The sequence below is a fragment of the Paenibacillus darwinianus genome (genome assembly GCF_000598065.1).
GTDB lineage: Bacteria > Bacillota > Bacilli > Paenibacillales > Paenibacillaceae > Paenibacillus_I > Paenibacillus_I darwinianus.
The window spans coordinates 1-5,078 of sequence record NZ_KK082173.1 but is presented as its reverse complement, the minus strand read 5'-3'; the positions used below and the strand labels follow the sequence as shown (position 1 = coordinate 5,078).

Here is a 5,078-nt window from a genome sequence, read left to right as displayed (position 1 = left end):
CCTGGAGCTGCTCCGACCACTTGGCTTCCTCTTCGCCGAGCCGCTCCAGGCGGCGCTGAACGGACTCCTGCTGCTGCTCCGCGTACCGGATTTCATTGCGCAAGGAGGCCATCGTGCTCAGAACGTCGAGCAGCTCGCCCTTCAACCGCTCCTCGGCATCGGCTGCAGTTCCCCCGGCCACGCCGACGAGCACCGCCTCCTCCTCCGCCAGCTTCGCTCGCAGCGTCTGAAACTCTTGCTCCAGCACGGCCGCCTTCGCCCGGAAGTCTGCCTCCTCCTTCGCCAGCGCCGCAATCCGCCCGGTTTGCGACTCGATCGTCTCCTCCATTTGGCGCCGGTTCTGCTCCAGGTTCCGTTTCCGTTCCTTCAGCACCTCGCCCTGGCCTTCGCATTTCTCATATTCCTCGCTGTAGCGAAGCATGTCCTCATGCATTCGGTCAAGCGCTTCCTCCAGCGCGCGCATTTCGTGCCGGTCCTTTTCCAGATGGGCGTCATGCTTGCTGACGACGGCCGACAACTTAAGCTGCTCCTTCTGGAGCTGCTCAAGCTTGCCGCTCGCTTCCTTCCAGTTGGTGTGGACCTGCTCGATCTGATGGACGTACATCGAAATTTCTTTTGTTTTGAGCTGCTCGCGCAGCGCCTTGTAATGAATCGCCTTCTCCGACTGCTCGCGCAGCGGCTCGACCTGATCCTCCAGCTCGGAGACGAGGTCGTGGATCCGCAGCAAATTCTGCTCGGTGTCATCCAGCTTTTTCTGCGCTTCCCGCTTTCGCGACTTATATTTGACGATGCCCGAAGCTTCCTCGAAAATGCCGCGCCGATCCTCGGAGCGGGTGCTTAATATTTCCTCGATCCGTCCTTGACCGATAATCGAATAAGCCTCCTTGCCGATACCGGTGTCCATGAACAGCTCGGTAATGTCCTTCAGGCGGCAAGCCTGCTTATTGATCAAATATTCGCTTTCCCCGCTGCGGTGGACCCGCCGGGTAACGGTGACCTCGTCGTGTTCGAGCGGCAGCGTTCCGCTCGCATTATCAAGCGTCAGCGACACTTCGCCGTAGTTGACGGCTTTTCGGGCGTCGCTGCCGGCAAAAATAATGTCCTGCATGTTACCCCCGCGCAAGCTTTTGGCGCTCTGCTCGCCGAGCACCCAGCGGATGCCGTCGCTTATGTTGCTTTTTCCGCTTCCGTTCGGGCCGACGACAGCCGTGATTCCCCTGACGAACTCCATTTCTGTGCGGTCGGCGAACGATTTAAAACCGGCAAGTTCGATTCGTTTCAAGAACATGTGTATGCATTCACCTCTAGCGATATTGTACCATACGGCAAAGTTTTCGACATTAGTTGAAAATGTGCCGGCCGCTGTGGGAGCTCACCCGGTCCGCGCGGCCGAAAGCCGAAAAGACCAGGCACGCTCGAGGCGGGAAGCGCAGGGCCTGACGCCGTCCACCGCGCGTCCTGCAAGCGGCCGGCAGACCGGGGCATAGAAAAGAAACCCTTCGTCCATCTTTGAGATAGACGCGGGTTTCTCGACACGTGAATCCCGGCTCCCAAGCCAGAGTCACTTCTCGTTTTTTTCTTCGGCCGACAGCCTGCGCCAGGCTTCCGCGGCGGCCCGCTGTTCGGCTTCCTTCTTGGTTCGTCCGACGCCGGTGCCCCACGGTTCTCCGCCGATCGACACCTTGATGACGAACTCCCGGTCGTGCGCAGGGCCGCGTTCCTCCTCGATGCCGTACTCGATCGGACCGAAAGCGCGGTGCTGTGCGCGTTCCTGCAGCTTCGACTTGAAGTCCTTCACAGGCAAATGCTCCTCGTCGTCGATAAGCGGAAAGACGCGGCCCTCGAGAAACGTGCGCACCCGCTCGAGCCCCCCGTCCAAATACATCGCGCCGATGAACGATTCGAACAGGTCGGCGAGCAGCGCGGGCCGCTGACGGCCCCCAAGCTGCTCCTCGCCCCGCCCGAGCAAAACATGTTTGCCGAGCTCCAGCACCTCCGCGAAACGGGCAAAGGACGGCTCGCAAACGATGCTCGCGCGCATCCGGGTCAGCTCGCCCTCCGGGCGCAGCGGATGGGTAAGATACAAATATTCCGATACGAGCAATTGCAGAACGGCGTCGCCCAGAAACTCGAGCCTCTCGTTGTCCTGCGTGCTGCCGCTCTTGTGCTCGTTCACATAAGAAGTATGCGTAAAAGCCTGCCGCAGCAGCTTGGCCCGATTGAAGCAGACGCCGAGCCGCTGCTGCAGCGCGTCAAAAGGTTCATGCTTCATATTTCTTCATGATGATCGAAGCGTTATGACCTCCGAACCCGAACGAGTTCGACAACGCCGTGCGGACATCCGCCTCGCGCGGCTGATTCGGTACATAGTCAAGGTCCAGCTCCGGATCCTGATTATCCAAATTGGCGGTCGGCGGGATGATGCCGTTCTTGAGCGTCAGGCCTAGCACGACCGCTTCCACGCCGCCGGCGGCGCCGAGCAGGTGGCCGGTCATCGACTTCGTGGAGCTGACGGCCAGCTTGTAGGCATGGTCGCCGAACGTTCTCTTGATCGCGATCGTTTCGGACCGGTCACCGACCGGCGTCGAGGTGCCGTGCGCGTTAATGTAATCCACTGCCTCCAGCGCAATGCCGGCATCCTTGATCGCGCGCGTCATACAGCGCGCCGCGCCGTCCGGATCGGGCTCGGTCATGTGATACGCGTCACCGCTCATGCCGTAGCCGATGATCTCGGCATAAATCTTCGCGCCGCGCTTCTGCGCATGCTCCAGCGATTCCAGTATGAGTATGCCAGAGCCTTCGCCCATAATGAAGCCGTCGCGGTCGACATCGAACGGGCGGCTCGCTTTCTCCGGCTCGTCGTTGCGGGTCGACATCGCGCGCATCGAGCAGAAGCCGGCCAGGCCAGTCGGGCGAATCGTCGCTTCCGCTCCGCCGCAGATCATGACGTCCGCATCGCCGCGCTGAATCATTTTGAACGAATCGCCGATCGAATGAGTGCCTGTCGCGCACGCGGTAACCGCCGTGCTGTTCGGTCCTTTCGCTCCGGTGATCATCGAGATTTGGCCTGAAGCCATATTCGCGATCATCATCGGAATGAAGAACGGACTCACCCGTTTCGGTCCTTTCTCCAGCAGGACATTGTGCTGGTCTTCCCAAGTTCCCAGTCCGCCGATGCCCGAGCCGACATACACGCCTACCCGTTCCGCGTCCACTTCCTCGCCGATGTTCAATCCGGCGTCTTTAATCGCCAGCGTGCTGGCTGCCACGGCGAACTGGACGAACCGGTCCATGCGGCGCACTTCTTTCCGGTCCGCATATTGTTCCGGGTTGAAATTTTTGATTTCTGCGGCGATCTGCGTCGGATATTCCGACACGTCGAACGCTTCGATATGGGAGACGCCCGATTTGCCCGCCAGAATATTGCCCCAGAACGTTTCCAAATCGGAACCGAGCGAGGTCATGACACCCATTCCGGTGACAACCACTCTTTCCTTCATATAAACCTATCACCTCTGCAGACGGAAAAATGGACGACCGGCCGCAGCTTACGGGAAGCCGCGGCCGCCGTCAAAATATATATACAAGACAAATGCCTCAATTGCACTTAAAGCACATCACGTCACCCCGTACATTCCGTGCGAACGCCGGATATGGAGAGAAGTCCCGTTATGACAACGGGACTTTCATAACTTTTACGTATGAGATTGTATGTAATTAACTACTTCTCCCACCGTGGTGATTTTCTCCGCATCTTCATCAGAGATCTCCATATCAAACTCGTCTTCCAGTTCCATGACCAACTCCACGACATCGAGAGAATCCGCGCCGAGGTCATCCTTAAAGTTAGCTTCGAGCGTCACTTCGGCTTCTTCAACGCCAAGGCGGTCAACGACGATGCGTTTCACCCGTTCCAATACATCGGACATCCGGTTCACCTCCTCTTTGGTATTATACGAGAATTATGGACAAAATGCCATAGCCGCGTTTCAACGTGAAAAACGTTGGTTTAGCGCGGTTTTCCGGCTTATCCCATGTACATGCCGCCGTCGACGTGGACGGTCTGTCCCGTCATGTAGGCGGCTGCGTCGGACGCCAGGAAACGGACGGCCGCCGCAATATCGCCGGGCTGGCCCAGGCGCGCGAGCGGAATTTGTCCGGACAGCTGCTCCCGCATCTCGGCGGGCAATTTGTCCGTCATATCCGTCTCGATGAAGCCTGGGGCGATGCAATTGACCGTGATGCCGCGGGACGCCAGCTCGCGCGCGGAAGCCTTCGTAAGCCCCTGGACGCCGGCCTTCGCCGCCACGTAGTTCGCCTGGCCCGGATTGCCGAGCGAGCCGACCACGGACGAGATGTTGATGATCCGGCCGGAACGCTGCTTCATCATCGGACGGGTAACCGCCTTAATGCCGTTGAAGACGCCCTTCAGGTTCGTTTCGATCACCTGATCGAATTCCTCTTCCTTCATACGCATGATTAAATTGTCCCGCGTTATGCCGGCATTATTCACCAAAATGTCGATTGAACCGAAAGCTTCGATCACAGCCTTCACCATCGCCTCGAAGGCGTCGGTCTTGCCCACGTCGCCTTTGACCAGCAGCCCCTTGCGGCCAAGGGCCTCCACAACGGCAACCGTCTCGGCCGCCGCGGCTTCGCTGCCCGCGTAGTTCACGGCTACATCCGCCCCCGCTTCGGCGAGCGCGATCGCAATCGCACGCCCGATTCCGCGCGAGGCGCCCGTGACGAGCGCTTTTTTTCCTTCCAGGTTTGCAAACATCGGCTATCCCTCCTTGTAAAAGGCTGCATCGGCGGCGCCGGGCCGCCGCTCCACCCTAAATCGCGTCTTCCGCGAACAGCGCCTCGAGCGTCTCCAGCGAGTTGACCGAATGCACGTGCACCGATTTGTCGGTTTTTTTGATGAGTCCGGCCAGCACCGAGCCGGAACCGATTTCGACGAACCGGTTCACGCCCTGATCGATCAGCCACATGACCGTATCCTCCCAAAGGACCGGCGACACGACCTGCTCGGACAGCAGACCCCGAATGTCCGCCGCCTTCGTCACCGGACGGGCCGT

5 protein-coding genes and 1 pseudogene are annotated in these 5,078 nt (G+C 59.3%); all 6 read right to left on the bottom strand.

The features are described from left to right. Nucleotides 1–1,288 (bottom strand): chromosome segregation SMC family protein (locus BG52_RS10400; RefSeq protein ID WP_036583892.1); only part of this gene is annotated, 1,288 nt, incomplete at its 3' end. Nucleotides 1,289–1,561: 273 nt separating this feature from the next. Next, a complete protein-coding gene (rnc, locus tag BG52_RS10395) occupies nt 1,562–2,272 on the bottom strand; it encodes a ribonuclease III (RefSeq protein WP_036583889.1) in 711 nt (236 codons plus the stop codon). Further along, nucleotides 2,262–3,500, bottom strand: a complete 1,239-nt coding sequence (gene fabF / locus BG52_RS10390; RefSeq protein ID WP_036583887.1) for a beta-ketoacyl-ACP synthase II — start codon at nt 3,498–3,500, stop codon at nt 2,262–2,264. The genes rnc and fabF overlap by 11 nt, the downstream gene beginning before the upstream one ends. Nucleotides 3,501–3,695: 195 nt before the next feature. Further along, a complete protein-coding gene (gene acpP / locus BG52_RS10385; RefSeq protein WP_036583884.1) occupies nt 3,696–3,929 on the bottom strand; it encodes an acyl carrier protein in 234 nt (77 codons plus the stop codon). A gap of 98 nt (nt 3,930–4,027) precedes the next feature. Beyond that, nucleotides 4,028–4,780, bottom strand: a complete 753-nt coding sequence (gene fabG, locus BG52_RS10380) for a 3-oxoacyl-[acyl-carrier-protein] reductase (RefSeq protein ID WP_036583882.1) — start codon at nt 4,778–4,780, stop codon at nt 4,028–4,030. A gap of 55 nt (nt 4,781–4,835) precedes the next feature. Beyond that, nucleotides 4,836–5,078, bottom strand: a pseudogene (locus tag BG52_RS10375) (ACP S-malonyltransferase); the annotation flags it as partial.

What these genes read in the sequence shown, in the direction of transcription:
- fabG (WP_036583882.1), bottom strand. Translation starts at nt 4,780, where the DNA reads ATGTTTGCAAACCTGGAAGGAAAAAAAGCGCTCGTCACGGGCGCCTCG.
- acpP (WP_036583884.1), bottom strand. Translation starts at nt 3,929, where the DNA reads ATGTCCGATGTATTGGAACGGGTGAAACGCATCGTCGTTGACCGCCTT.
- rnc (WP_036583889.1), bottom strand. Translation starts at nt 2,272, where the DNA reads ATGAAGCATGAACCTTTTGACGCGCTGCAGCAGCGGCTCGGCGTCTGC.
- fabF (WP_036583887.1), bottom strand. Translation starts at nt 3,500, where the DNA reads ATGAAGGAAAGAGTGGTTGTCACCGGAATGGGTGTCATGACCTCGCTC.